This window comes from Rhodococcus sp. IEGM 1305, from assembly GCF_030058635.1.
Lineage (GTDB): Bacteria > Actinomycetota > Actinomycetes > Mycobacteriales > Mycobacteriaceae > Rhodococcus_F > Rhodococcus_F opacus_D.
In genome coordinates this window covers 172,010-196,712 of sequence record NZ_JASHKX010000005.1, presented here as the reverse complement: position 1 = coordinate 196,712, position 24,703 = coordinate 172,010, and the positions used below count along the sequence as shown (strand labels likewise).

At 68.5% G+C, this 24,703-nt stretch carries 20 protein-coding genes; 7 read left to right on the top strand and 13 right to left on the bottom strand.

Annotated features, from left to right (window positions below):
- Positions 1–32: 32 nt before the first annotated feature.
- On the top strand, positions 33–1,328 hold the full coding sequence (gene glyA, locus QM693_RS12110) for a serine hydroxymethyltransferase (RefSeq protein WP_005253714.1): 1,296 nt from the start codon (positions 33–35) through the stop codon (positions 1,326–1,328).
- A gap of 308 nt (positions 1,329–1,636) precedes the next feature.
- Positions 1,637–3,004: an RNA 5'-3' helicase PhoH2 gene (gene phoH2 / locus QM693_RS12105; RefSeq protein ID WP_283352443.1), complete on the top strand. Its 1,368-nt coding sequence runs from the start codon at positions 1,637–1,639 to the stop codon at positions 3,002–3,004.
- A gap of 63 nt (positions 3,005–3,067) precedes the next feature.
- Here phoH2 and QM693_RS12100 read toward each other — a convergent pair whose 3' ends face one another.
- Positions 3,068–3,499 carry a limonene-1,2-epoxide hydrolase family protein gene (locus QM693_RS12100; protein WP_283352442.1) on the bottom strand — a complete coding sequence of 144 codons (432 nt, stop codon included), beginning with the start codon at positions 3,497–3,499 and terminating at the stop codon, positions 3,068–3,070.
- Positions 3,500–3,525: 26 nt separating this feature from the next.
- Positions 3,526–5,133, bottom strand: a complete 1,608-nt coding sequence (locus tag QM693_RS12095; protein ID WP_283352441.1) for a serine hydrolase — start codon at positions 5,131–5,133, stop codon at positions 3,526–3,528.
- A 156-nt stretch (positions 5,134–5,289) separates the two neighbouring features.
- Between QM693_RS12095 and QM693_RS12090 the strand changes: the two genes are divergently transcribed.
- A complete protein-coding gene (locus tag QM693_RS12090; protein ID WP_011597957.1) occupies positions 5,290–6,147 on the top strand; it encodes an acyl-ACP desaturase in 858 nt (285 codons plus the stop codon).
- Between the two features lie 58 nt (positions 6,148–6,205).
- Here QM693_RS12090 and QM693_RS12085 read toward each other — a convergent pair whose 3' ends face one another.
- Both QM693_RS12085 and glpX read right to left on the bottom strand, forming a co-directional pair.
- Complete coding sequence (locus QM693_RS12085; RefSeq protein ID WP_283352440.1) at positions 6,206–7,609, bottom strand: class II fumarate hydratase; 1,404 nt, start codon at positions 7,607–7,609, stop codon at positions 6,206–6,208.
- Between the two features lie 98 nt (positions 7,610–7,707).
- Positions 7,708–8,748 carry a class II fructose-bisphosphatase gene (gene glpX, locus QM693_RS12080; RefSeq protein WP_280781545.1) on the bottom strand — a complete coding sequence of 347 codons (1,041 nt, stop codon included), beginning with the start codon at positions 8,746–8,748 and terminating at the stop codon, positions 7,708–7,710.
- Positions 8,749–8,938: 190 nt separating this feature from the next.
- Between glpX and QM693_RS12075 the strand changes: the two genes are divergently transcribed.
- Complete coding sequence (locus tag QM693_RS12075) at positions 8,939–9,508, top strand: DUF4245 domain-containing protein (protein WP_283352439.1); 570 nt, start codon at positions 8,939–8,941, stop codon at positions 9,506–9,508.
- 14 nt (positions 9,509–9,522) lie between these two features.
- Here QM693_RS12075 and QM693_RS12070 read toward each other — a convergent pair whose 3' ends face one another.
- The 3 genes from QM693_RS12070 to QM693_RS12060 are packed head-to-tail and all read right to left on the bottom strand — an operon-like array spanning position 9,523 to position 11,645.
- Complete coding sequence (locus tag QM693_RS12070) at positions 9,523–9,753, bottom strand: exodeoxyribonuclease VII small subunit (protein ID WP_280781546.1); 231 nt, start codon at positions 9,751–9,753, stop codon at positions 9,523–9,525.
- Positions 9,754–9,756: 3 nt separating this feature from the next.
- Complete coding sequence (gene xseA, locus QM693_RS12065) at positions 9,757–11,013, bottom strand: exodeoxyribonuclease VII large subunit (RefSeq protein WP_283331352.1); 1,257 nt, start codon at positions 11,011–11,013, stop codon at positions 9,757–9,759.
- Complete coding sequence (locus QM693_RS12060) at positions 11,010–11,645, bottom strand: lipid droplet-associated protein (RefSeq protein ID WP_280781548.1); 636 nt, start codon at positions 11,643–11,645, stop codon at positions 11,010–11,012. Before QM693_RS12060 ends, xseA begins: the two co-directional genes overlap by 4 nt.
- A gap of 142 nt (positions 11,646–11,787) precedes the next feature.
- On the opposite strand from QM693_RS12060, the gene QM693_RS12055 reads away from it, so the two are divergent.
- Positions 11,788–12,798 carry a 4-hydroxy-3-methylbut-2-enyl diphosphate reductase gene (locus QM693_RS12055; RefSeq protein ID WP_280781549.1) on the top strand — a complete coding sequence of 337 codons (1,011 nt, stop codon included), beginning with the start codon at positions 11,788–11,790 and terminating at the stop codon, positions 12,796–12,798.
- Between the two features lie 28 nt (positions 12,799–12,826).
- Here QM693_RS12055 and QM693_RS12050 read toward each other — a convergent pair whose 3' ends face one another.
- Positions 12,827–13,669, bottom strand: a complete 843-nt coding sequence (locus QM693_RS12050) for a DUF6542 domain-containing protein (protein WP_283331350.1) — start codon at positions 13,667–13,669, stop codon at positions 12,827–12,829.
- Positions 13,670–13,692: 23 nt separating this feature from the next.
- Positions 13,693–14,856 carry a DNA recombination protein RmuC gene (locus QM693_RS12045; RefSeq protein WP_283352438.1) on the bottom strand — a complete coding sequence of 388 codons (1,164 nt, stop codon included), beginning with the start codon at positions 14,854–14,856 and terminating at the stop codon, positions 13,693–13,695.
- 101 nt (positions 14,857–14,957) lie between these two features.
- Here QM693_RS12045 and QM693_RS12040 point away from each other — a divergent pair, with 101 nt between their 5' ends.
- Together QM693_RS12040 and QM693_RS12035 are read left to right on the top strand one after the other, a co-directional pair.
- Positions 14,958–16,142 carry an exonuclease SbcCD subunit D gene (locus tag QM693_RS12040; RefSeq protein ID WP_283331347.1) on the top strand — a complete coding sequence of 395 codons (1,185 nt, stop codon included), beginning with the start codon at positions 14,958–14,960 and terminating at the stop codon, positions 16,140–16,142.
- Positions 16,139–19,120, top strand: coding sequence for an AAA family ATPase (locus tag QM693_RS12035; RefSeq protein WP_283352437.1), 2,982 nt, complete (start codon positions 16,139–16,141; stop codon positions 19,118–19,120). The genes QM693_RS12040 and QM693_RS12035 overlap by 4 nt, the downstream gene beginning before the upstream one ends.
- 7 nt (positions 19,121–19,127) lie before the next feature.
- Here the strand turns inward: QM693_RS12035 and QM693_RS12030 are convergent, their stop codons facing one another.
- The 4 genes from QM693_RS12030 to QM693_RS12015 all read right to left on the bottom strand — a co-directional run bounded on the left by QM693_RS12030 (position 19,128) and on the right by QM693_RS12015 (position 24,608).
- On the bottom strand, positions 19,128–20,339 hold the full coding sequence (locus tag QM693_RS12030) for an AI-2E family transporter (protein WP_009479123.1): 1,212 nt from the start codon (positions 20,337–20,339) through the stop codon (positions 19,128–19,130).
- A 77-nt stretch (positions 20,340–20,416) separates the two neighbouring features.
- On the bottom strand, positions 20,417–20,608 hold the full coding sequence (locus tag QM693_RS12025) for a YbdD/YjiX family protein (RefSeq protein ID WP_005239019.1): 192 nt from the start codon (positions 20,606–20,608) through the stop codon (positions 20,417–20,419).
- Positions 20,601–22,904, bottom strand: a complete 2,304-nt coding sequence (locus tag QM693_RS12020; protein ID WP_283352436.1) for a carbon starvation CstA family protein — start codon at positions 22,902–22,904, stop codon at positions 20,601–20,603. Before QM693_RS12020 ends, QM693_RS12025 begins: the two co-directional genes overlap by 8 nt.
- A gap of 126 nt (positions 22,905–23,030) precedes the next feature.
- The gene (locus tag QM693_RS12015) at positions 23,031–24,608 is read right to left on the bottom strand and encodes an FMN-binding glutamate synthase family protein (RefSeq protein WP_283352435.1); all 1,578 of its coding nucleotides are present in this window, start codon (positions 24,606–24,608) and stop codon (positions 23,031–23,033) included.
- Between the last annotated feature and the right edge of the window lie 95 nt (positions 24,609–24,703).

The window sequence follows — 24,703 nt, the reverse complement described above, 5'->3', positions numbered from 1 at the left end:
TTCGTTTCCGCATCCAGCTTGGAGATCCCTCGATGACCGCTGTGCCCGGTACCGACGTCAACACGGCCCCCCTCGCCGAACTCGACCCCGAAGTCGCCCAGGCCATGGCAGGTGAGCTGGCCCGTCAGCGCGACACGCTGGAGATGATCGCGTCGGAGAACTTCGTTCCCCGCGCGGTCCTCCAGGCTCAGGGCAGCGTCCTCACCAACAAGTACGCCGAGGGATACCCGGGACGCCGCTACTACGGCGGCTGCGAGCACGTCGACGTCATCGAGGATCTCGCCCGCACCCGCGCCAAGGAACTGTTCGGCGCCGACTTCGCGAACGTCCAGCCGCACTCCGGCGCACAGGCCAACGCGGCGGTCCTGATGGCCCTGATGAACCCGGGTGAGAAGCTCCTCGGCCTCGACCTGGCGCACGGCGGCCACCTCACGCACGGCATGAAGCTGAACTTCTCCGGCAAGCTCTACGACGTCGAGTCGTACGGGGTCAGCAAGGAAGACCACCGCATCGACATGGACGAGGTCCGCAAGATCGCCGTCGCCGCGCAGCCGAAGGTCATCGTCGCCGGCTGGTCCGCATACCCGCGTCACGAGGACTTCGCCGCGTTCCGTTCCATCGCCGACGAGGTCGGCGCGTACCTGTGGGTCGACATGGCGCACTTCGCGGGCTTGGTCGCTGCCGGGCTGCACCCGTCGCCCGTGCCCTACGCCGACGTCGTGTCCAGCACCGTCCACAAGACGCTCGGCGGGCCGCGCTCCGGCCTGATCCTCGCCAAGCAGGAATGGGCGAAGAAGCTCAACTCCGCCGTCTTCCCCGGCCAGCAGGGCGGGCCGCTGATGCACGCCATCGCCGCCAAGGCAGTCTCCCTGAAGATCGCGGGCACCGAGGAGTTCAAGGACCGTCAGCAGCGCACCCTGACCGGCGCCAAGATCCTCGCCGAGCGTCTGACCGGCGCCGATGTCGTCGACAAGGGTGTCAGCGTCCTCACCGGCGGCACCGACGTGCACCTCGTGCTCGTCGACCTGCGCAACTCGCAGCTCGACGGCCAGCAAGGTGAGGACCTTCTCCACGAGGTCGGCATCACCGTCAACCGCAACGCGGTGCCGTTCGACCCGCGCCCGCCGATGGTCACGTCCGGCCTCCGGATCGGCACCGCGGCGCTCGCATCGCGTGGATTCGGGGACGAGCAGTTCACCGAGGTCGCCGACATCATCGGCACCGCACTCGCCGGATCGTCCGACGTCGAGACGCTGAAGTCTCGCGTGTCCAAGCTCGCCGCCGACTTCCCGCTGTACGAGGGACTCGAGGACTGGCGCCTGATCTAGGCGGCTCCACCGCCCGTGCGTGGCCTGCGAGTGCAAGGACTCGTTAACCACGCACGGGCGCCGCAGGCGCCTCCGCGTAACTTGATGTTCACCGACACGCCCGCCGCTCGCACGGCCGTCCGGCGTGTTTGGCAGTACCGTCGGGGGTAACAGGCAGCGGGGAAGTTGCTTGTACGGGAGGTCCTGATCGTGGCTGACACACTCAGTGCGAGGGGGCCGGCGCCCGGCCCTCGTGTGGTGACACACCAGGGACGGACCGGTCCAGCGAACCGAGTTTGCGTGGGTGCCACGCAGACCTAGGAGCCAACGTGACTGCTTCACGCTCCGTCTCAGCCCGCGTCGGACGTTCGTCCGCCGCCCCCAGGAAATCGTCGGATTCTGCAGTTCGTACATTCGTACTCGACACCTCCGTACTGCTGTCCGACCCCTGGGCCGTCACCAGGTTCGCCGAGCACCGTGTGGTGCTTCCCCTCGTCGTGATCAGCGAGCTCGAAGGGAAGCGGCACCACCACGAGTTGGGATGGTTCGCAAGAGAATCGCTGCGCATGCTCGACGACCTCCGTCTGGAGTACGGTCGTCTCGACCAGCCCGTGCCGATCGGCACCGAGGGCGGCACCCTGCAGGTCGAGCTGAACCACACCGACCCGTCGGTTCTCCCGGTCGGATTCCGCACGGACAGCAACGATTCGAGGATCCTGGCCTGCGCCCTGAACCTCGAGGCCGAGGGCGGTGACGTCGTCCTGGTCAGCAAGGACATCCCGCTGCGTGTGAAGGCCGGTGCGGTGGGTCTTCCCGCCGACGAGTACCACGCCCACGACGTCGTTCCGTCCGGTTGGACGGGTATGACCGAACTGGACGTGGCGTCCTCATCGATCGACGAACTGTTCTCCGAGGGTGTCGTCGATCTGGAGGAGGCTCGGGAACTTCCGTGCCACACGGGTATTCGGCTGCTGGGCGGTTCGTCGAGCGCACTGGGCCGGGTGAACGCCGACAAGCGGGTGCAGTTGGTGCGGGGGGAGCGTGAGGCATTCGGTCTGCACGGACGTTCGGCCGAGCAGCGGATCGCCCTGGACATCCTGCTGGACGAGAGTGTGGGCATCGTGTCGCTGGGCGGCAAGGCGGGCACCGGCAAGTCGGCGCTGGCGTTGACGGCGGGGCTGGAGGCGGTGCTCGAGCGCCGTACCCAGCGGAAAGTCGTTGTCTTCCGGCCGCTCTACGCGGTGGGTGGGCAGGAACTCGGCTACCTGCCGGGTAGTGAGAGCGAGAAGATGGGCCCGTGGGCCCAGGCGGTCTTCGACACTCTCGACGGCCTCGCCAGCACCGAGGTGATGGACGAGGTGATCAGCCGCGGCATGCTGGAAGTGTTGCCACTCACGCATATTCGCGGACGGTCACTGCACGATTCGTTCGTGATCGTGGACGAGGCGCAGTCGCTGGAACGCAACGTGCTGCTCACGGTGCTGTCCCGGCTCGGCACCGGCTCCCGGGTGATCCTCACTCACGACGTCGCACAGCGCGACAACCTGAGGGTCGGACGTCACGACGGTGTGGCCGCGGTGATCGAGAAGCTCAAGGGGCATCCGCTGTTCGCGCACATCACGTTGACGCGCAGTGAGCGTTCGCCGATCGCGGCGCTCGTGACGGAGATGCTGGAGGAGTTCGGGCCGACGCCGTAGGCGCCTGCCCCGCAGCGTGATCCGCCCGATGTCGCACGGTCCGTGCGGCATCGGGCGGAAACGTCAGAAGGCGCGCACGATACCTTTGAGCGTGCCCCACAGGAAGTCTCGGCTGCTGAAGTAGTCGCGCCAGACGGCGATCTTGCCGTCCTTCATCTCGAACGTGCCGCACACCCAGAATTCGCTGCGCAGCCGCTTGTAGATTAGGACGTCCGTGCGTTCGGTCAGCACGGCCGTACCGTCGCCGGCGATGTGGTGCAGGCGCACGTCGAATCCGACACCGGGGCGGCTCATTCCGCGGAGTATCCGCATGACGGAGCCGAGGCCGCGGATCTTGGGCAGGGACACGTTGTGCCACACGATGTCCTGGTGCAGATACTGCTGCGCGGCGTCCGGGTCGCCGGCGACGAGTGCGTCCAGGAATGCCCGGACCACCTGGACATCTGCCGTGTCCGTTCGAGCGGTTCCCGTGGGTGCGTGCGAGTTCGTGCTCATGATCTTCTCCCGGTCGATGTGTCGGCTCAGCGGACGAATGTCCCCCGGCCTTCCGTGTCGTAGAACTCGAGTGTGACGTTGTTGCCGGCGAACGTGGCCTTCGAGATGGTTCCGGGTGGGGCGTTCTCACCGCGGGGTGTGAAAGTGAAGGTGTCGCCGTCCCAGTGGGTGAGTGGGAAGGTCTGCCCGGCGGGTCCGAGTTGGAGCGTCAGCGCACCGTTGCTCTCGGTGACGACGGCGGGACCCCAGTACGGGTTGCCGTAGGTGCCTGCGTAGGTCGGGAGGGGCTGCGGCGGTGCCGGGTTCGTGGGGGCCGTCTGGCCGACGAGACTGCCCTCGGGCTCGTCCATCGGCGCGATGGCCTGCCGGTACAACGACCTCCAGTCCTCGCGGATCTCCCCGAACTGCACGAGGTCGGCGAACTCGGCGGTGAGGGATTCGGGGATGCCGATGGGCGACCCGTTGGTCAGCGCGACGATGGCGACGTCGGCGGACGGTATCGCGACGAAATTCGTCGCCACCCCGAGCTGGAACCCGCCCGAATGGCTGAGGGAAACCCGCCCTGCCGGGGTGGTCGAGACGTTGAACCCGTACCCGTACGACCCCGGACGGCTGTCCATCGACCGCGGTGGGCTGGACACCATCTGAGGACTGACCGCGGGGAGCAGTGCCTCGGGTGACACGATCTCCTTGCCCTCGAACGTTCCGTCGGCCAGCAGCATCGCCAGCCATTTGCCCATGTCGTTGACGGAGGAGCTCACCCCGCCTGCGGGGGACTGGGCGTCGGGGTCGCGTACCGCGTCGGCGACGTACTTGCCGTCGACGAGTTGGTGCGCGACAGCGCGGTCGCTGCGGGCCTGATAGTCGGCGAATCGCGAACTCGTGGACGACATCCCCAGCGGCTGGTAGATCGTCTGCTCGGACAGCGTGGCCCAGTCCGTCCCGGACGCCGCCGCGACGGCCTCCGCCGCCGCGGTGAGGCCGAAGTTGGTGTACTCGTAGGTGATCCGGAACGGGTTCAGCGGTTCGAGCCGGAGCTTGTCGAGCACCTGCTGCTGGTTGTAACCCAGGTCCTCGAGCAGATCGCCGGCATGGTCGGGCAACCCGGACCGGTGCGAGTACAGATCGCCCACCGTGACGTGCTCGGTGACCCACGGGTCCGCGAGGGCGAAACCGGGCGACTTGGACACCACGGGAGTGTCCCAGCCGACGACACCGGCATCGACCTGGTGGGCCACCACCGTGGACCCCACCGATTTCGACATCGACGCCAGCTGGAACACGGTGTCGGCGTCCACCTTCTGATCGGTGCCGGCCTCGCGCACGCCGAATCCCTTCGCGTACACGGTCTGCCCACCGTGGACGACGGCGACCGCCATGCCCGGCAGTCCGGAACTCTCCATCAGCTCGTTCGCCAGGTCGTCGAGACGGCCCACGGCGTCGTCGATCTGACCGTCCGGGATATCGACGCCCGCGACCGTCCCCGGGTTCGGTTGCGACGACTCCGAGGTGGGGTTCGCGCCGGACGTCGAGGCGGAACCGGCGTCGTCTGCGTCGGAGCCGCAACCCGTCACCAGTGACCCGCCGAGCGCGAGAGCCGACAGAAGTATCGTCAGGTTCCGCTGTCTGCGCATGGGTGATCCTCTGCTCGGGCCCGGGGTAACCGTGAACTGCCAGCGTAACGACTGCAAGCCCATGACCAGGCTGTTTTCGTCACAACGCCGCCGTTGTTCCCGTCGAATTCACCGGTGGTCGACCCGGTGCCCCGGCGCGGACGCTACGGTGTGCGGATGCCGATTGAAAAGAATGACTCGCAGCTGCTCAGTGAGCTGGCCCCGGTGGTGGACGAAAACCTCACACGTCACATCGCCGAGGCGGACGGCTGGCAGCCGCACGATCTGGTCCCGTGGGACCAGGGCAAGAACTTCGCGTTCATGGGTGGAACGGATTGGTCGGCAGATCAGTCGACCCTGAGCGACGTCGAGGCGCTCGCACTGACGGTGGGTGTGCTGGTGGCGGACAACGTCCCCGCGTACCACCGGGAGATCGCCAAGCACCTCGCCCAGGTGGGCCCGTGGTGGCGCTGGGTGGGCCGCTGGACTGCGGAGGAGAACCGGCACTCCATCGTGCTCCGGAACTACCTGATGGTGACGCGCGCCGTCGACCCCGTCGCCCTCGAGCGCGCCCGGATGGACGAGATGGTCCGCGGCTACGCGATGCCGCCGATGCACCTGCTCGAGATGCTCGCGAACTCCGCGTTCGAGGAGAAGGCCGCGGCGGTGCGTCATCACAACACGGCAGCACTCGGCGAGGACCCGCTGGTGGCCGTGATCGCCGAGCGGCTGGCCACGGACGACGAACTGCAGTCGCTGTTCTACCGGAACATCGTCGAGGCCGCGTTCGAGCTGGTACCCGACCAGACGATGCGGGCCATCGCATCGCGGATCGAGGCCTTCGACGTGCCGAGCGTGGCCCTGCCCGGCGGAACCGACAGCACCGCCGTGCTCGCCGAGGCCGGCATCTACGACCCCGCCCAGCAGGGGGAGAAGGTGTTCGCGCCGCTGCTCCGCTCCTGGAACATCGCCGGGCGCTCCGATCTCGGCCCGGAGGGCGAGAAGGCCCGCGACGAGCTGTCCGCGCTGCTGTAGCACTTCTGCGCGAGAGGGCCCGCACTCGATCGAGTGCGGGCCCTCTCCGTCGGCAGGGTCAGTCCTTGACCTTCGCCATCGCCAGCACGTCGAGACGCTTGTCGAGTTCCTCCTCGCTCAGCTTGTCGCCGATCAGACCGCGGGCGACGACGGTCTCGCGGATGGTCTTCTTCTCCTTCAGCGCCTGCTTGGCGACAGCCGCGGCCTCCTCGTACCCGATCGCGGAGTTCAGTGGCGTCACGATGGACGGCGACGATTCCGCGAGGGTCTTGAGGTGCTCGGTGTTCGCGACGAGCCCCACGACGCACCGGTCGGCGAACAGCCGCGTGACGTTGGCCAGCAATTTCAACGATTCGAGCAGGTTCCGCGCCATCATCGGGATGTAGACGTTGAGCTCGAACGCGCCCGCGGCACCGCCCCACGCGACCGCGGCATCGTTGCCGACCACCTGAGCGGCGACCTGGGTGGCCGCCTCCGGGAGCACCGGATTGACCTTGCCGGGCATGATCGAACTGCCGGGCTGCAGGTCGGGGAGACGGATCTCGCCGAGACCGGTGAGCGGCCCCGATCCCATCCAGCGGATGTCGTTGGCGATCTTGGTCAGGGACACCGCGATCGTGCGCAGCGCGCCGGACGCCTCCACCAGCCCGTCCCGCGCCGCCTGCGCCTCGAAACTGTTCTTCGCCGGTGTGAGGGCGTCGACTCCCGTCGCCTTGACCAGTTCGGCGACGACCTTCGGGCCGAACCCGTCGGGGGCATTGAGCCCCGTTCCGACCGCGGTGCCGCCGATGGGCAGCTCACCGAGCCGGGGAAGGCAGGCCACGACCCGCTCCATCCCCGCCTCCATCTGACGGGCGTAACCGCCGAACTCCTGGCCGAGGGTCACCGGGACGGCGTCCATGAGGTGGGTGCGGCCCGACTTCACGACGGTCTTCCACTCGGTGGACTTGTCGAGCAGGGCCAGGCGCAGGTGGTCGAGGGCGGGGAGGAGGTCCTTCACCGCGGACTCGGTGGCCGCGACGTGCGTCGCGGTGGGAAACGTATCGTTGGACGACTGCGACATGTTGACATCGTCGTTGGGGTGGACGACCACACCGTTCGCCGCGGCGATCGACGCGATCACCTCGTTGGCGTTCATGTTGGAACTGGTGCCCGAGCCCGTTTGGAAGACGTCGATGGGGAACTGATCGTCGTGCTTGCCCTCGGCGATCTCGCCCGCCGCCGCGATGATGGCATCCGCCTTCTCGGCGTCGAGGAGGCCGAGATCCTTGTTGACCTGCGCACAGGCTGCCTTCAGCAGACCCATCGCACGTATCTGGGTGCGCTCGAGACCTCGACCGCTGATCGGGAAGTTCTCGACGGCGCGCTGAGTTTGCGCGCGCCACAGGGCATCCACGGGCACCCGCACCTCGCCCATGGTGTCGTGTTCGATCCGGTACTGCTGCTCGTTGCTCTCGGTCATGCGTCAAACATGCCACTTCCGAGCGCGTCGTGGGGCGCTCCCCGTGCGCCTTTCCGGTAGCCGGAGCTACCGGAAAGGCGCACGGGCAGCGGAGCTGCCTAGAACGTCGGCGGAACGGCGCCGTCTTCGCCCGTGAAGTCCACGGACGAGTACTCGCGCAGCTTCTCGAGACGGTGGTACGCGTCGATCATGCGGACGGTGCCCGACTTCGACCGCATCACGATCGACTGGGTCGAGGCGCCGCCGCCGTAGTAGCGGACGCCGCGGAGCAGGTCGCCGTCCGTGACGCCGGTGGCGCAGAAGAAGACGTTCTCACCCGACACGAGATCTTCGGTGGTGAGCACACGGTCCAGGTCGTGGCCTGCGTCGATGGCCTTCTGACGCTCGGCGTCGTCGGTCGGGGCCAGCCGGCCCTGCAGCGAACCACCCATACAGCGCATGGCGGCGGCGGCGATGATGCCCTCGGGCGTGCCACCGGTGCCGATCAGGATGTCGGTGCCCGACTCCGGACGCGCGGCGGCGATCGCACCCGCGACGTCGCCGTCGGAGATGAGACGGATCCGGGCGCCGGTGTCCCGGACCTCCTGGATGAGCCGGGCGTGCCGCGGACGGTCGAGGATGCAGACCGTCACGTCGGAGGGGGACGCCTTGCGGACCTTCGCGACGCGTTTGATGTTCTCGGCGACGGGCGCTGTGATGTCGATGACATCGGCGGCGTCGGGGCCGACGGCGATCTTCTCCATGTAGAACACGGCAGACGGGTCGAACATCGCGCCGCGCTCGGCGACCGCGAGGACGGCGATCGCGTTGGGCATGCCCTTCGCCATCAGGGTGGTTCCGTCGACCGGGTCGACGGCGAAATCGCATTCGGGTCCGTCGCCGTTGCCGACCTCTTCGCCGTTGAACAGCATCGGGGCTTCGTCCTTCTCGCCCTCGCCGATGACGACGACGCCGCGCATCGAGACCGAGCTCACGAGCTGGCGCATGGCGTCGACGGCGGCGCCGTCGCCACCCTCCTTGTCGCCACGGCCGACCCAGCGACCGGCAGCCATCGCACCAGCCTCGGTGACTCGGACCAATTCCAGAGCAAGATTTCGGTCCGGGGCCTCGCGGCGACTCGAAGTGGTGCTAGCCGTCATGGGCAGTGCCTCCTGGTGCAGTCACGGTCGACGTTGTACGTCGACGCTGTGTCGGTGGCCGTCGGCCGCCGAGTGTCGGGTGGATCTCGCCTGCTGATTCTCCCAGAAAGAAGTGTGACGTGCGCTGCTGGGGCGCGAATCACGGGACCGAGAATCGTTGTTCCGGGACCGACCCTGGATACTGGTGGGCGTGGCATCCGATAAACCCCGCATCCTGCACAACAACCGCGACATGGTGTGGTCGCTCGTACCCCTTGTCCTGTTCTGCGTACTGATCGCGGGTATCGCCAGCCAGTGCACGTTCAGCCCGGGCGGGCCCACCAGTGGCCCGATCCCCAGCTTCGACGTCGACGCGGCGCTGAAGTACGACGCCCAGGACCTGCCGTTCCCGGTGCGCAAGCCGGAGACGCCGGAGGGCTGGACGCCCAACTCGGGCAGCCGCAGCATCGTCAGCGGCGACGGCGGCGGCGATTCGAGCACCGTCGGATTCATCACCGAGGCCGGCCGCTACGTCCAGCTGACGCAGAGCAATGCCGTCGAGACGGTGCTCGTGCCGTTCGTCGCCGGTGGTCCGCGTACGGCGACGGGAACCGAGGACGTCGCAGGTCACAGCTGGATCGTGTACGGCGAGGAGGGTGTCGAGCCGATCTGGGTCTCCGACTTCGGCGACGTCCGGCTCCTCGTGACGGGCAGTGCGTCACCCGAGGCGTTCGAGCAGCTCACCACCGCCGCGGCCGACGCCCCGATCCTCGCCGCCTGACGATCGAGGGAGGGTCAGCCCTCGTCCTCGGCGTGGGCGAGGGCCGTCTCGACGCGCTTGCGCGCCCCGGCGAGGTGTTCCTCGCAGCGTTTGGCCAGGGCCTCGCCCCGCTCCCACAGTGCGAGTGACGCGTCGAGGTCGAGGCCGCCCTGTTCGAGCACCTTGACCACGTCGACGAGTTCGTCGCGCGCCGCCTCGTAACCGAGCTCCGCGATGTCGGTGTCGTTTCCGGTGGGCTTACTCATGTCCTACTTGTCCTTTCCCATCACCGCGGCACGGATTGCGCCGTCGGCGACTCGAACGCGAATCTGGGTGCCCGGTGGGGCGTCGTCGACCGAACGCAGTACCTCGGGATCGCCGTCGGGCACGATCCGCTGAACCACGGAGTAGCCGCGGGCCAGGGTCGCGGCGGGCCCGAGGGTCGTCAGCCGTGCACGAAGGTGCTCGATCGTGGTGCTCTCCGCGGCGATCGCCCGGCTGACATCGCGTCGCCCGGCCTCCCGCAGTCGCTCGACCTCGTCCGACCGGTGGTCGAGTGCGCGCAGCGGGTCGGCGAGTACCGGCCGGCTCCGCAGCTGGGAGATCAGGTGCGACTCGCGCTGCACCCAGTTGCGCAGCGCAGCCGCGCTCCGCGACCGCAATTCGCCGACGAGTGCCTGCTCGGCGACCGCGTCCGGCACCACCCGCTTGGCGGCATCCGTCGGTGTTGCGGCCCGCAGGTCGGCGACGTGATCGCTGAGCGGACTGTCCGGCTCGTGGCCGATGGCGCTGACCACCGGTGTTCGGCAGGCAACGATCGCGCGGCACAGCGTCTCGTCGGAGAACGGCAGCAGATCCTCCACACTGCCGCCGCCGCGCGCGAGGATGATCACGTCGACGTGCGGGTCGGCGTCCAGTTCCTTCAATGCGTCGAGGATCTGCGGAACGGCGGTCGCGCCCTGCACCGGGGTGTTGCGCACCTCGAAGCGCACGGCGGGCCAGCGGCGCTGCGCCACACTGAGGACGTCGTGCTCGGCGGCGCTCGCGCGACCGGTGATCAGCCCTATGGTGCCCGGCAGGAACGGCAGCGGACGCTTCAGCCGAGGGTCGAACAGACCCTCCGCGGCCAGCAGCGCGCGCAACCGCTCGATTCGGGCGAGGAGTTCACCGATCCCGATCGCGCGGATCTCCGTCACCCGCAGCGAGACCGACCCTCGGCCCGTGTAGAACGACAACTTGCCGAACATCACCACCCGGCTGCCCTCGGTGAGCGGGACGGGGGAGTTCTGCAACAGCTGCGGGGAACAGGTCACCGACAACGACATGTCGACGGACGGATCCCGCAGTACAAGAAACGCGGTCCGGGTTCCCGGACGCGCGTTGATCTGGGTGATCTGCCCCTCGACCCAGACACTCCCGAGCCGGTCGATCCACTGTGCGACCTTGGCCGACACGGTGCGGACCGGCCAGGGCTGCTCGGCGGTACTCGGTCCGGTACTGGCTGCGCGGGGCTGTGCGGAGGTCACTTGGCCTTGGCGGAGGTGATGCGGTTGGTCAGCATGGTCTGGAACGGCGCGCGTGCCAGGGTCGCGTTCTCGTAGTCCAGCAGCGTCGTGAGGTCCTCGACGGACAGGCTGCGCAGGCGCGCCCGCAGCTGGGCGAGCGTCAGCGTGCCGTAGTCGAGTACGACGGCGATCTCGGGTTCGGCCACCGTCGGCGCGGAGGTCGCGGCCTTCTTGCTCGCCGACGTCACGGGGGCCGAGCCGTTGGTCGTGGCGGCGGGAGCAGCCTTCGGCGTCGAGACCTTCTCGGGAGTGCTCTCTTCCTGCGGGCTCAGCGAGTACAGGGCGAACCGGCCCGGTCCGGCCGGCCGCTCGTCGGTCACGCCGTCGACAACGGGTTCCGGATCGGTGTCGTCGTCGAAGACGGCCCAGGCCGGCTGCTCGTCGTCGTGGGTCCAGTTGATCAGTGCGAAAGCCTGGTCGCCCTTGATGGCCAGCGCCGTCATGGACTGCTGAACACGCATCGTGGTCTGCAGCACCTGACTGACCGCGGTCATGGGCAGGGTCGCTGCGGTGGTCGGCAGCTTCCTGGCCTCTTCGACGGCCGTCACGGCGATTCCAGCGGCGACACGCGCCATGAAGGGGGGACGAATCATTCCCACAGCCTGCCTGACAACGGCACGTTTGGGTAGCCGACGTGCCCACAGCGCCGACGACTTCGGTGCGACGATGCGCACACTACCCGGCCGAGACCCAGCGAAAGTGTCGTCCGTTCGGGGTGACCCGTAGTCTGGAACCATGTCTTCGGCTGTTCCACTCAATGTGGGTATCACACGTTCGGCAGATTCGGGGGCGTCGCGTGCCGACGGCGAGAAGCGGGTACTGCTCGCGGAGCCCCGCGGCTACTGCGCCGGCGTGGACCGCGCCGTCGAGACGGTGGAGAAGGCGCTCGAGAAGCACGGCGCCCCGATCTACGTCCGCAAGGAGATCGTCCACAACCGGCACGTCGTCGAGACGCTCACCGATCAGGGTGTCGTCTTCGTCGACGAGACCGACGAGGTTCCGGAGGGCGCGCTGCTGGTGTTCTCCGCCCACGGCGTGTCTCCCGCGGTCCACGAATCGGCCGCGGCGCGCAACCTGCGCACCATCGACGCCACGTGCCCGCTGGTCACGAAGGTCCACCAGGAAGCCAAGCGCTTCGCCCGCGACGACTTCGACATCCTCCTGATCGGCCACGAGGGCCACGAGGAAGTGGAGGGCACCGCCGGTGAGGCCCCCGATCACGTGCAACTGGTCGACGGACCCGACTCCGTCGACGCCGTGACGGTCCGCGACGAATCGAAGGTCATCTGGTTGTCGCAGACCACGTTGAGCGTCGACGAGACGATGCAGACGGTCGCCCGGCTGCGGGAGCGTTTCCCCAATCTGCAGGACCCGCCGAGCGACGACATCTGCTACGCCACCCAGAACCGTCAGGTGGCGGTCAAGGCGATGGCACCCGAATGCGACCTCGTCATCGTCGTCGGATCCCGCAACTCCTCGAACTCCGTTCGTCTCGTCGAGGTCGCACTGAACGCGGGCGCGAAGGCGTCGTACCTGGTCGACTACGCGCGCGAAGTGGATCCGGCCTGGCTCGACGGCGTCCGGACGGTCGGGATCACGTCCGGTGCGTCCGTGCCGGAGATCCTGGTGCGCGGTGTGATCGATCTGCTCGACGAGCACGGATTCCACGACGTCCAGCCGGTCACCACGGCCAACGAGACGCTGGTCTTCGCACTGCCGCGCGAGCTGCGCGCCGCGCGGACCTGATCGGCCCGCTACCTGCCGCGTCCCTGCTCTAGCGGGGCTGCTCCGTCTCGAACGGCGGCTCGTACCGGTCGCGGTAACGCACCTGCGGAATGGGGTGGGCCGGCACGTCGGGGTTCGGCCGGGGTCGCGGCGTCGTCCGCGGCGGGACCGAACGCGGCGCCTGACTGGTGCGCGGAGGCGCCGAGCGGGGTGCCTGCGCTGCCCGGTCGACCATCGGTGGTGGGGGCGTGGTGCGTCCCCCCGACGACGACGATCGGCGAGGCGGTGGGGTGGCTGCCCGTCGCCCCGAGCGGGGGTGTTCCCGCGCAGCGTCCCTGTCACGCGCCCGGCGCGACGGCGGAGACTGCTCGGACTCCTCGGCTGCGCGCCGAGGGCGGGCGGCGCGTGGCGCCCGCTGCGCGCGTCGCCGCTCGGACGTGCGGGCGGGACCGGTCTTGCGTTGCTGCAGCAGGAAGAGGCGGAGGCCACCGATCAGCAGGGTCACCACGGTGGCGGCGAGCATCACCGGGAAACGGTTGACCAGCGGATATGCGACGTTGATCGCCAGGTCTTTCAGTGCGGTGCTGTTCTCCTCCGCGATGAGACTCTGCCCGAGCGGCACCGCGACGAACAGGATCAGCGGCGGCTGGACGATCGCGGTGAACAGCGCCCGATTGCCGGCAGCAGCCACGGCGAGAACGCAGCCGAGGAAATAGAACGTGGAGAACGCAGCCGTGAGTTCCGTGCCACGAGCCGCATCGACAGCGAATCCGACAAAGGTGACTCCGACGGCCAGGAGAATGACACCCCACCAGGGGAGACCGGGGACCGTAGGGACAATCGACCGCCTGTCGAGCGGCACCCCAGAGCGAGCACGTTGGGTTGCAGACACACAACGACAGTAGCGGCAACTTGTTAACTAGCCTCGTTGGCGTGACCGGTAGAGCCTGAGAGATCCTCGAGATTTGTGCGTCGCGGCCACGAATCGACGGCGCTGACCTCGGTGACATCGCCGTCGAACACATCGAGGTCGTGGAGCTTGCGGGCGGTGACTGTGACCCGGGACTCCATCGACGCGACGGTGAGATTGAACGAGTCGACGGCCTTGCCGAGTTGTGAGCCGAGGCGGTCGAGATGTGCACCGACCGTGCCCAGCCGCGAATACAGCTCCCGGCCGAGTTGGTGGATCTTCGCGGCGTCCTGCGACAGCGCCTCCTGGCGCCAGGTGTGCGCGATGGTCCGCAGCAAGGCGATTAGAGTGGTGGGGGTGGCGAGGATCACGTTCCGCGAGAACGCGTGCTCGAGCAGCCCGGAGTCGGCGGTCAGCGCCGCGTCCAGGAACGGATCACCGGGCACGAACAGCACCACGAACTCCGGCGTCGGGTCGAACGACTCCCAGTACGTCTTGTCGGCCAACTGGTCGACGTGCGTCCGCAGCTGCCGGGCGTGTCTGGAGAGGTGCTGTTCCCGGGCGGCCGGGTCTTCCGTCTGCGCGGCGTCCAGGTACGCCGCGAACGGGACCTTGGCGTCGACCACGATCTGCTTGCCGCCCGCGAGGTACACGAGCAGGTCGGGACGGACACCCTCCTTCGACACCTGAGTGTCGAAGTCGCAGTGCCGGACCATCCCGGCCAGTTCGACCACCCGCTCCAGCTGGATCTCGCCCCACCGGCCCCGGATCTGCGGCGCCCGCAGCGCCGTGACCAGCCGGCTCGTCTGCGTGGACAGCATCTGAGAGGTGCGGTGCATGCCTTCGACCTGCTCGCTGAGCCCCGCATACGCGTGCAGGCGGTTGCGTTCGACGTGGTCCACCTGTTCCGCCAGGGCGCCGACGGCCTCGTGCAGTGGCCCGACCAGTCGCGAGATCTGCTCGCCGATCGCACCCGAGTGGCGGCGGGCAGAATCCTCGCTGACCGCGCCGAGCGACTGCCGCAGCAGCGCCTCGTTCTCGCGCAGCGCGACGAGCTGTGCCTCCGCACGCGCCGCCCGATCACCGCTCCGCGCCGCGTGCAGCAGCCACCCGAGGGCGGTGCCCGCGGCCAGCGCCAGGAGCATTCCGAGTGCAGCGAGTGCATTCATGTGGCTCATGGTGCACCGCCCCACCGACATGTCGAATCGCTCGGACGCCACGCGGCCGAGGTGTTCGAGGTTGTCGGCACGGTGCTCTACGGTCTCGGGACATGAGGATCCTGCACACTTCGGACTGGCACATCGGACGCACGTTCCACGGGGTGGACCTGCTCACCGACCAGGCCCGTGTGCTCGACGCGATCGCCGCCCTCGTCGCCGAGCACGGCGTGGACGTCGTCGTCGTTCCCGGTGACGTGTACGACCGGTCGATCCCCAGCGCCGACGCCGTCACCGTGTGCAACCGCGGATTCGAAGCGATCCGGGACGCCGGTGCGGTCATCGTCGCCACGTCCGGGAACCACGACTCCGCGGCGCGGCTCGGGGCGGGTGCCGCGTTCTCCCGCGCGGGCGGGCTGCACCTCATGACGACGGTCGCCGGGATCGGCTCGCCCGTCGTGCTCGAGGACGCGCACGGTCCCGTCTCGTTCTACGGCATTCCCTATCTCGAGCCCGAGATCACCCGCGCGCAACTGGACGTGCCGACCGCCCGCTCGCACGCCGAGATCCTCGACGCCGCGATGGACCGTGTCCGTGCCGACCTCGACGGGCGGAACGACACCGGTCCGCGCACCAGGTCCGTCGTCCTGGCGCACGCGTTCGTCGTGGGCGCGGAGGCCACCGGATCGGAGAGGTCCATCTCCGTCGGCGGCGTCGAGACGGTGTCGGCGTCGGCCTTCGGCGGGGTCGACTACGTCGCGCTCGGCCACCTGCACTCGCCGCAGACTCTCACCGAGAACATCCGGTACTCGGGTTCGCCGCTGCCGTACTCCTTCGGCGAGCGCACCCACAGCAAGGCGGTCTACCTCGTGGATCTCGACGCCGACGGACTGCGGGCCGTCGAGCGGGTCGACCTGCCGGTGGTCCGTGGTCTGCGGCAACTGACCGGGACGGTGCAGGCGTTGCTCGAGGACGACGCGTTCCGCGACGCCGAGGACTGCTACGTCTCGGCGGTGCTCACCGACCCGGAACGCCCGGTCGACGCCATGCGCTCACTCCAGACCCGATTCCCGTTCGCCGTGCACCTCGAGTGGCAACGCCCCGAGGGCGGCGACGATCTGCGCTACCGCGACAAGGTGCACGGGCGCAGCGATCTGCAGATCACGCGCAGCTTCCTCACCGACGTGCGCAGCGAACCGTCGACCGGCGAGATCCGATTGGTGGAGGCCGCACTCGGCTTCGCCGGCCGGTCCGGCGAAGACACCGCCGAGGTCGTCGCGCTGGAACAGACGGCATGAGGCTGCATCGACTCGAGGTCGAAGCCTTCGGGCCGTTCGCAGGATCCGTGGAAGTCGACTTCGATCGGCTCGGCGCGGACGGGCTCTTTCTGCTGCACGGTCATACCGGCGCCGGTAAGACGACAGTCCTCGACGCGGTGGCGTTCGCGCTGTACGGCACGGTGCCCGGGGCACGGAAGGACGGCAAGCGCCTCCTGTCCGACCACGCGCCCGCCGGTTCCGTTCCGACGGTGACGCTCGAGGCGACGATCGCGGGCCGGCATCTGCGACTCGTCCGCAGCCCGGAGTTCGAGCGTCCCAAGCGCCGTGGGTCGGGGACCATCAAGGAGAACGCGAAGGCCACGCTCACCTGGCTCGACGGCCGCGGGGAGAACCTGTCACGGATCCCCGACATCGCCGACGAGGTCGGGCGGCTGATGGGCATGAGCGCCGACCAGTTCTTCCAGGTCGTCCTGCTGCCGCAGGGAGAGTTCGCGAAGTTCCTGCGAGCCGACAACGAGGAACGCGGTCAGCTTCTGGAGAGGCTGTTCGACACCACCCGATTCGGGACGGTGGAGGAGTGGTTCCTCGCCCGCAGGCGTACCAGCGCCCACGACCTGGACGAGCATCAACGGGCCGTCGACGTCCTGCTGGCGCGGGTCGGGACGGCCGCAGGCATCGAGGGGGGCGCCGACGCCGATCCGGTGACCTGGGCCCACAAGCTCGAGGCCGAGGCGCGCGAGACCCGCGACCTGGCCGCGGACGACCTGCAGAAGGCCAAGAGCCAGGCGAAGGTGACCCAAGATGCGCTCGCGGAGGCGCGCCGTGTCCTCGAACTGCAGAACCGCAGGCGGCGAGCCGAGGCGGAACTCGAGGCCCACGCAGCGGAGGCGGACCGGCGGGCGGTCCTCGTCGCCGAATTGGCGGATGCGCGCCGGGCCGCACCGGTCGCGACCGTGGCACGCGACGCCGACGCCGCCCGGGCCAAGGCCGCAGCCGCCGCGCGGAACGTCGAGGCGATCACGGACGGATTGCGTTCGACGGTGGGCGGCGCCGATCTCGTGGCGGAGTTGCCGTGGCCTCCGACCGCCGACGAACGGGAGCACATCCGGTCGAGTATCCGGGCCTGGCGTGACGAGATCGTGCGCCTCGACGGGGCACTCGCCGAATCCGTCGCCGCCGACCGGCTCGCTGTCGAACTGAAGCGGCTACGTGCCCGGCAGGTCGAACTCGCCGAGGCCGGCGACGCGCTGTCCCGGGAGCGGGAACAATTGCCGCTCGCTCTGAGGGAAGCGGAGAAGGCGCTCGACTCGGCGCAGAAGGCCCGCGACGCAGTGCCCGCGCTCGTCGATGCCCGGGACCGGGCGGCCGACGCTGCCTCGGCGGCGGCGGATCTCCGCACCCGCCGGGCCGAGCGTGATCGGCTCGAGCGCGGCGTGCTCGATGCCCGGCAACAGCACCAGGACGCGCGCGAGCACTGGCTCGACCTGCTGCAACGTCGGATCGCAGGCATGGCCGCCGAATTGGCGGGCACGCTCGAGGACGGTGTCCCGTGCCAGGTGTGCGGTTCGCCCGAGCACCCGCAGCCTGCCGAACCGTCCGAGCTGTCGGTCACGAAGGCCGACGAGGACAAGGCCCTCGCGGCGGAGCAGAAGGCCGCGGCGGCGCTGACGACCGCGACCGAGAAGCTGGGCGCGGTGGAGCGCGCGATCGACGTGCTCGTCCAGCGCGGCGGCGACGGTGACGCGGACGAACTCGCGCAGGCACTCACGACCGCGGAGGCGGCGGTGGGGGAGGCGACTGCGCTCGGCGACGAGGTCGAGCGTCGGTCCGCATCACTCACCGAACTGCGGGACCGCGAGAGTCACCTGCAGGAACGGTCCCGGGACCTGGGCGTCGACGCCGCCACCGTGGCCGAGAGGATCACGGCGAACACGACACAGCTCGGGGAGATCCGGGCCCGGGTGAGCGAGGCGGCGGGCGACGACCCGAGCGTGGCGGCACGCCGCGCACGACTCGACGCGCTTGCGGAGTCCGCATCCGAACTGCTCGACGCGCGGGACGCCGGTGCCGGAGCCGAGTCGGCGGCCCGTGAACTCGCGGCCAAGGCCGAAACACTGGCCGGGGATGCCGGTTTCGACAGCTCTGCCGACGCCGTGGCCGCGGTCCGGACGGCCGCCCGTCAGGGTGAGATCGAGGCCGTCCTCACGGCGGCGCGGGACGCCGAGGTCGGGGCGCGCAGCGTGCTCGACGACCCCGAGGTCGTTGCCGTCGCCGAGGCAGATCCCGTGGAACTGGCGTCCGTCCAGCACGCGCACGACGTGGCCGCGGAGGTCGTGAACGTCGCCGTCGCGGCGGCATCCGACGCCGAGCGCCGACTGCTCGATCTGGAACGGTTCGTCGGTCAACTCGACAAGGCCGCCGAGGCGATCGCGCCGATGCAGGCCGCGCACGAGGAGTTGGCCGCCCTCGCCGAGGTGATCGCGGGCCGTGGCCAGAACGCCAGGAAGATGTCGCTGCGGTCGTATGTGCTGGCGGCCCGGCTGGAAGAGGTGGCCGTCTCGGCATCCGCGCGGCTCGGCCGGATGTCGGCGGGACGGTACGAGTTCGTCCACAGCGACGAGGCCGGTCCGCGAGGCCGCCGCGGTGGCCTGGGGCTGGACATCCGCGACGACTACACCGGAGTGGTGCGTTCGGCCAAGACCCTGTCCGGCGGTGAGTCGTTCCTGGCGTCGCTGTCGCTGGCGCTCGGTCTCGCCGATGTCGTCGCGGCGGAGTCGGGAGGCGTTGTCCTCGACACGATGTTCATCGACGAGGGATTCGGCACCCTCGACGCGGACACCCTCGACTCGGTGATGGGCGTCCTCGACGAGCTTCGTGACGGTGGCCGGGTGGTCGGGATCGTCAGTCACGTCGACGAGATGCGTCAGCGAATCCCGAGCCGGCTGCACGTGATTCGCGGACGCACCGGCTCCACGGTGGAGGTCGTCGCCGGCTGAGTGCCGGTCAGTCCGCCTTGGGCGCGACGGCGGCCTCGTCGACGGTGACGCCCTCCCGTTCGGCGTCGTCGAGGTCGTCGTTCGCGGCGACGGCGTCGGCGATGTTGCTTTCGGCGCTGTGCTCGTCGATCTGCTCACCGATGTAGCGCACCACCACCGCGGCGACGGCGGCGGTGGGCACCGCGAGGAAGGCGCCGACGATCCCGAACACGGAGCCACCGGCGGTCACGGCGAGCAGAACCACGACGGCGTGAAGTTTCATGCTCTTGCTCTGGAGTACGGGCTGCAGCACGTTGCCCTCGATCTGCTGCACCACGAGGATGATGATCAGCACGATCACGGCGGTGGTGAGACCGTTGGCCACCAACGCGACGAGCACGGCGAGAGCACCGGCGACGAACGCACCGACGATCGGGACGAAGCCACCGATGAACGTCAGGATCGCGAGGACCGGTGCAAGCGGCACACCGAGAATGAGCAGTCCGGCGCCGATGAAGACGGCGTCGATGAGGCTGACCAGTGCCTGCGTCCGGATGAACCCTCCGAGCGTGTCCCACATGCGGCCCAGCACCACTTCGAGGTGACGGCCCGCGCGGCCGCCGCCGACGGAGTGCAGCCACGGGATGAACCGCGGGCCGTCCTTGATGAAGAAGAACGACAGCACCAGCACGAGGCCGAGCGTGAGCAGCAGGGAGCTGGCGGTGCTGACCCCGGTGAACACACCGGACGCGATGACCGTCCCACTTTCCTGCACCTTCACGACGATCGTGTGGATGCCCTGGTCGATCTGATCGTCCTGCAGGTTGATCGGCGGACCCTTCAACCAGTCCTGCACCTGGTTGATGCCCTGGGTGGCCTTGTTGGCCAGCTCGGGTGCCTGGTTGACGACGGACGGCACGATGCCCGCGATGATTCCGGCGACGACGGCGATGAACACGACGAGCGACGTCGCGGCGGCCGCCGCCGGGGGGATACGCCGTCTCGTCATCGCCCGCGTCGGCGGCCACAGCACCGTGCACACCACGACGGCCAGCAGCACGGGGAGGACGATCACCCACAGCTTTTCGATGATCCACCCGAACAACAACGCGCCCAGCGAGATGGCCACGAGGACCAGCGACCACTTGGCCACCCACATCGCACCCACCCCGATGAGATGCCCGCGGTCCGGTTTCGTGATTGCGGTCCCGGACGGCGCCGGGGCTTCCTTCTCCGTCACAGATGGTCCTCCCTGCCGTGTCTGCTCAGCCGATCAGTACTGACAGTACTGGGGGACGCCGGGACGGCCCGGTGAGGTCAGCAGCAGCGGGCGCCCGGGTTCGCGTCGGCGTCCGCGTAGCGCGCCTTCCAGTACTCGCGCTCGGTCGGCACCTCGGCGTCCGGATGGTTCCGGCGAAGGTGTTCGACATACCTGCTGTAGTCGTGGTCGCCCATCAGCGACCCCGTCCACCACCAGGCGGTCCGGACGGCCCCCACAACCCTATTCATCATGGTGATGTGCCCTGTCCGTGTGAGTGTGTGCAGCACCGGGTGCGCGCACGACGCCCGACGCGATGAGTTCGTTCCATTCCTTGTCGAGTTCCTTCTCGGCGGCGGTGGGGACGAACCCGGCGGGAGCGAAGATTTTCGACGGCTGCTCGGGTGACTCGGTGGTCGGCAGTCCACCTGCCCGGAATGCCTTGATGCAGACGAGCGCTCCGGCCACCACGACGACGAGGACGAGTGCGGCGAACACGATCGACAGGGTGCCCTGGATGAAGGTGTTGCGGATGACGGCGTCGATGGCCTCGGGGGTCTTGGCGGAACCGAAGCTGGTCTTGCCGGCTTCCTTCGCCTCCTTGAACGCGGCGTGCTGGGACCAGTAGCCGACGGCGGTGTTGCCGGAGAAGATCTTCTGCCAGGACGCCGTCATGGTGACGATCAGGTCCCAGACGAGGGGAACGCCGGGAATCCATGCCCATTTGAAGAGACCCCTCTTCATGACGATGGCGAGGACCACCGTCAGGGCGATCGCGGCGAGCAGCTGGTTCGCGATGCCGAAGAGCGGGAACAGGGTGTTGATGCCGCCGAGCGGGTCGGTGACGCCCATGAGCAGGATGGCGCCCCACAGTCCGACGACGGCCAGCGAGCACACCCAGGCTCCGACGCGCCACGACGGATCCTTGAACTTGCGGGCGGGTCCACCGAAGTTGCCGAGCGAGTCCGACAGCATGAACCGGGCGACACGGGTGCCTGCGTCGACGGTGGTGAGGATGAACAGCGCCTCGAACATGATCGCGAAGTGATACCAGAACGACTTGAGGGCGGCGCCGCCGAGGAACTGGCTGAGCACTTCCGACATGCCGAACGCGAGCGTCGGGGCACCGCCGGTGCGGGAGATGATCGACTCCTCGCCCACGTTCTCCGCGGCCTGCGAGAGGGTGTCGGGGTTGATGTTCGGGCTGGACAGTCCGAGGCCGTTCACGTATGCGGCGGCCGTGTCGGGGGTCCCGCCGGTGAGGGTGGCCGGCGCGTTGAGCGCGAAGTATAGGTGCTGGTCGATGATGCACGCGGTGACGAGCGCCATGATCGCGACGAACGACTCGGTGAGCATGCCCCCGTATCCGATCAGCCGCATCTGCTTTTCCTTCGCCAGCAGCTTGGGCGTGGTGCCGGAGGAGATGAGGGCGTGGAAGCCGGACAGCGCGCCGCACGCGATCGTGATGAACAGGAACGGGAACAGGGAGCCCGCGAACGCGGGGCCGTTGCCCTGGATGGCGAACGTCGTGACGTCGGGCATCTTGATGGTGGGCTGCGCGACCAGGATGCCGATGGCCAGCAGGATGATCGTGCCGATCTTCATGAACGTCGACAGGTAGTCGCGCGGGGCCAGCAGCAGCCACACGGGCAGGACGGATGCGGCGAAACCGTAGGCGATCATCAGCCAGGCGATGGTCACCTTGGAGAGCGTGAACCAGTCGGCGCCCCAACCGGTGTCGGCGACCCAGCCGCCGGACACGATGGCGAGGAGCAGCAGCACGACGCCGATCAGCGACACCTCCGCGACCTTGCCCGGGCGCAGGTACCGCAGGTAGACGCCCATAAACAGGGCGATCGGGATGGTCATGGCGATCGAGAAGACGCCCCACGGGCTTTCCGCGAGCGCGTTGACGACGACGAGGGCGAGCACTGCGATGAGGATGATCATGATGACGAAGACGCCGATCATGGCGGCCACACCGCCGACGAGGCCGAGTTCGTCGCGGGCCATCTGACCGAGGCTGCGTCCGCGGCGTTTCGTCGAGATCCACAGGACGAGGAAGTCCTGGACCGCTCCGGCGAAGACGACTCCGATGATGATCCACAGCGTGCCGGGCAGGTAGCCCATCTGCGCGGCGAGGACGGGACCGACGAGGGGACCTGCGCCGGCGATGGCGGCGAAGTGGTGCCCGAACAGCACCCGCCGGTCCGTCGGCATGTAGTCCTTGCCGTTCTCCAGGATCTCGGCGGGGGTGGCCCGGTCGTCACGGGGCTGGACGAGTTTGCGTTCGATCAGCCGCGCGTAGAAGCGGTAGGCGATGAGGTACGTGCAGACGGCGGCCACCACGAACCAGACGGCGTTGATGTTCTCGCCGCGGATGAACGCGATCATCACCCAGGCGATGCCACCGAGGAGGCCGAGGACGGCGAACGTGATCCGTGCCGCCGGTGAGATGGGGGTGCGGTCCACGACGCCGACCGCTGGCAGATCCGGATCCGTTTTCAGGTACTCGATCTCGGATTCGGGGGCGGCTCTCAGGGCCATCGCGAACTCCTTCCCAGCGCCCCCGTCGTCATTGTGTGCCAGGGGTGACGCCGTCGACAGATGCCACATCTTTTGTGGCCCCCGTCACCCTATTGTGCCGACGTTCGGTTCGACGAAAAAACGACGTCAGAAGCGAGACGAATCGGCGTCGATCCAGTCGGTGAGCCAATCCGACGGCGGATCCTCGAGCAGTTCGCCGGGCATCAGCCACTCGTACAGTTCCGCGTAGGTGCGCGTGGTGACGCCGTCGATCCGGCGGTTGAGCATCGACGGTGTCAGTTGGTCGAAGCTGTCGAGACCCATCGATGCCACCATCTGCTGGGCGCCGGCCACCGTCGACTTCTGGAACCGGAACACCCTGGCCGCCTTGTCGGGGACGTCGAGCGCGCGGGTCCGCGCCGGGTCCTGCGTCGTCACCCCGACGGGGCAGCGGTTGGTGTGGCACATCTGCGCTTGGATGCATCCGACGGCGAACATCATCGCGCGGGCGGCCAGGGTGAAGTCGGCGCCCTGGATGATCCGTTTGACGATGTCGGATGCGCTGGCGACCTTCCCGGACGCGCCGATCTTGATGCGGTTCCGCAGTCCGGCGCCGGTGAGCGCGTTGTGCACGAGCATCAGCCCCTCGGTGAGGGGCATGCCCATGTTGTCCTCGAATTCCACTGGACCTGCACCGGTTCCGCCCTCGGAGCCGTCGACGATGACGAAGTCCGGGGTGACGTCGCGTTCGAGCATCGCCTTGCAGATGCCGAGGAACTCGGTGCGCGATCCGACGCACAATTTGAACCCGACGGGTTTGCCGCCGGAGAGCTTTCGCAGGGTAACGATGAAGTCGATCAGCTCGTTCGGGGTGGAGAACGCGGTGTGCGAGGGCGGGGAGATCACCGTCTTCCCGACCGGCACGCCGCGCGTCTCGGCAATCTCCCGCGACACCTTCGCCCCGGGCAGCACACCGCCGAGCCCGGGTTTCGCGCCCTGCGACAACTTGATCGAAATCGCCTTCACCTGCTCTGAGGCTGCATGTTCGGCGAACTTGCCGGGATCGAAGTGGCCGTCGTTCGTCCGGCAGCCGAAGTAGCCGGACGCGATCTCCCAGATCAGGTCGCCGCCGTGCTTGCGGTGGTACGGGCTGATCGCGCCCTCGCCGGTGTCGTGCGCGAACCCGCCGCGCGCGGCCCCGGCGTTGAGGGCTTCGATGGCGTTCGCGGAGAGCGAGCCGAAGCTCATCGCCGACACGTTGAGAAGCGCGATGTCGTAGGGCCGTTCGCAGTCGGGGCCGCCGACGCGGACGGTCGGCGGCTCGGGCGGTGCCATCCGGGCGCGCAGCGAATGGGCCATGAACTCGTAGCCGACGGCGTGCACGTCCCGCTCGGTGCCGAACGGCTCCTCGGCGAGGGTCCCCTTGGCCCGCTCGTAGACGAGGTCGCGGGTGTCGCGGTCGAAGGGCGTTCCATCCGTGGATGATTCAATGAAGTACTGCTGGATCTCGGGGCGGATCTTCTCGAGCAGGAACCGTGCGTGCCCCAGCACCGGGTAGTTCCGCAGAATGCTGTGCCGCCGTTGCAGCAGATCCCATGTCCCGAGGGCTGCGAGTGCGAGGAGGACGACCGCGGCGAACCACCACCCGGTGGCTACGCCGAGGGTCACGGCGAGCGCGCCCAGTCCGAGGATCCATATCGCGAGGACGATCAACCAGCGGGTCACTCGCTGAGACTAGAACCTCACGTGAGTGCCGACGCGTACTCCGGCGCACTTTCCCACTCACGGGGGAGACAGGTGGGATAGTGGACGCACGAGGT

Bases quoted from the DNA above. Each gene is read 5' to 3' on its own strand.
- QM693_RS12040 (WP_283331347.1), top strand. From the start codon at position 14,958: ATGAGGATCCTGCACACTTCGGACTGGCACATCGGACGCACGTTCCAC.
- QM693_RS12090 (WP_011597957.1), top strand. From the start codon at position 5,290: ATGCCGATTGAAAAGAATGACTCGCAGCTGCTCAGTGAGCTGGCCCCG.
- glyA (WP_005253714.1), top strand. From the start codon at position 33: ATGACCGCTGTGCCCGGTACCGACGTCAACACGGCCCCCCTCGCCGAA.
- QM693_RS12085 (WP_283352440.1), bottom strand. From the start codon at position 7,609: ATGACCGAGAGCAACGAGCAGCAGTACCGGATCGAACACGACACCATG.
- QM693_RS12020 (WP_283352436.1), bottom strand. From the start codon at position 22,904: ATGGCCCTGAGAGCCGCCCCCGAATCCGAGATCGAGTACCTGAAAACG.
- glpX (WP_280781545.1), bottom strand. From the start codon at position 8,748: ATGACGGCTAGCACCACTTCGAGTCGCCGCGAGGCCCCGGACCGAAAT.
- QM693_RS12070 (WP_280781546.1), bottom strand. From the start codon at position 9,753: ATGAGTAAGCCCACCGGAAACGACACCGACATCGCGGAGCTCGGTTAC.
- QM693_RS12035 (WP_283352437.1), top strand. From the start codon at position 16,139: ATGAGGCTGCATCGACTCGAGGTCGAAGCCTTCGGGCCGTTCGCAGGA.
- QM693_RS12055 (WP_280781549.1), top strand. From the start codon at position 11,788: ATGTCTTCGGCTGTTCCACTCAATGTGGGTATCACACGTTCGGCAGAT.
- QM693_RS12045 (WP_283352438.1), bottom strand. From the start codon at position 14,856: ATGAATGCACTCGCTGCACTCGGAATGCTCCTGGCGCTGGCCGCGGGC.
- QM693_RS12060 (WP_280781548.1), bottom strand. From the start codon at position 11,645: ATGATTCGTCCCCCCTTCATGGCGCGTGTCGCCGCTGGAATCGCCGTG.
- QM693_RS12025 (WP_005239019.1), bottom strand. From the start codon at position 20,608: ATGAATAGGGTTGTGGGGGCCGTCCGGACCGCCTGGTGGTGGACGGGG.
- QM693_RS12095 (WP_283352441.1), bottom strand. From the start codon at position 5,133: ATGCGCAGACAGCGGAACCTGACGATACTTCTGTCGGCTCTCGCGCTC.
- QM693_RS12100 (WP_283352442.1), bottom strand. From the start codon at position 3,499: ATGAGCACGAACTCGCACGCACCCACGGGAACCGCTCGAACGGACACG.